Consider the following 1,605-nt stretch of genomic DNA (forward strand, 5'->3'; position numbering starts at 1 on the left):
CTTGATCTTTAACGGCCGACGTCGAATGGTGCGTCGAACTTGATCACTCGGTCCGGTATCCGCCGTACATGGAAGCGGCCTTCGCCTGAACATGTGCTCCGACCAAGGAACACACACGTCCAGCACGAAGGCCGTGAGGATGAGTCTGCTGCATCGCGATGCCCGGCGAGAGGCATTGGCTGAGCTGTCATGCTTCCGGGGCGAGTTCTATTCCTGTCTCACCGCTCGTTCGGATGCGTTGTTCGAGCTGGCTGACGCCGTTCTGTGCGGCGACGGACCGGTGAGATCGCTGGCCGAGCTGTCGCTGGTCGGCGAACACCGCCGCGGTCATGGCGGGCTCTACGCCGCCCTCGCCCGTGGCCGGGTCGATGCCGGTCGGCTGCGGCGGGCCCTGGCCGCAGTGCCACTGCCGCGGGCTGCCGACGGCCGACTGGTCCTGGCCATCGACATCACCTGCTGGCTACGCCCCGATGCCCACACCTCACCACAGCGGATCCTGTGTCACACCTACGGCCGAGGGAAGGACCAGCACATCCCTGTCCCCGGCTGGCCGTACTCCATCATCTGCGCACTCGAGCCGGGTCGCAGTTCCTGGACCGCGCCCTTGGACGCGCTTCGCCTGGCCCCCGGGGATGACACGGCCACTGTCACCGCCCGACAGCTGCGTGACCTGCTCAAGCGACTGATCACCGCCGGGCAGTGGCAGGAGGGCGACCCCGACGTCCTCGTCATCGCGGACGCCGGATACGACGCACCCCGTCTCGCATTCCTGCTCAGGGACCTGCCGGTGCAGGTGCTGGCCCGTATGCGCGCCGACCGTGTCCTGCGGCGGGCCGTCCCGCCCCGGCAGCCTCACACCCAGGGCCGACCGCCCCGGCACGGCAGCGAGTTCGTCTTCGGCCAGCCCGATACCTGGGGCACCCCGGACACCGCGACCGTCACCGACACCCGTCTCTACGGCACCGCCAGAGCCCGATCCTGGGACCGGCTGCATCCCAGGCTCACCCACCGCTCTTCCTGGGCAGTCACCGACGGCACCCTCCCCGTCGTCGAGGGGACGGTGATCCGCCTGGACATCGACCACCTGCCCAGCGGAGCAACACCGAAGCCGGTCTGGCTGTGGTGGTCAGGCACCGACGCCACCGCGGCGGACGCCGACCGCCTCTGGCAGGCCTACCTGCGACGCTTCGACATCGAACACACCTTCCGGCTGTTCAAACAGACCCTCGGCTGGACCACCCCGAAGATCCGCACACCCGAGGCCGCCGACCGCTGGACCTGGCTGATCCTCGCCGCCTACACCCAACTCCGCCTCGCCCGCCCACTCGCAGCCGACCGACGCCGTCCCTGGGAGAAACCCAGCCCTGCGGACAGGCTCACTCCCGCCCGCGTCCGCCGCGACTTCCGGCACATCCGCCCACAGGCCGCCTGCCCCGCCGGAGCACCAAAACCCACCCTCCCCGGTCCCGGCCGGCCACCAGGCCGGAAGAACACCCGTCCCGCACCCCGCCACGACGTGCACACACCCAAGAAGACACAGCCAGCAAGACGACCAAAGAAGAAGACAACCACCCCGAAACCCCGCCGCACAGGTTAAAGATCAAG

The 1,605-nt window shown here is 68.9% G+C and carries 1 protein-coding gene; it reads left to right on the forward strand.

The features are described from left to right. Positions 1-139: 139 nt before the first annotated feature. A complete protein-coding gene (locus OO52_RS45390) occupies positions 140-1,597 on the forward strand; it encodes an NF041680 family putative transposase (protein ID WP_030659292.1) in 1,458 nt (485 codons plus the stop codon). The last annotated feature ends 8 nt before the right edge of the window (positions 1,598-1,605 follow it).

Origin of the sequence: Streptomyces flaveolus, from assembly GCF_000716535.1 — a bacterium.
Lineage (GTDB): Bacteria > Actinomycetota > Actinomycetes > Streptomycetales > Streptomycetaceae > Streptomyces > Streptomyces flaveolus_A.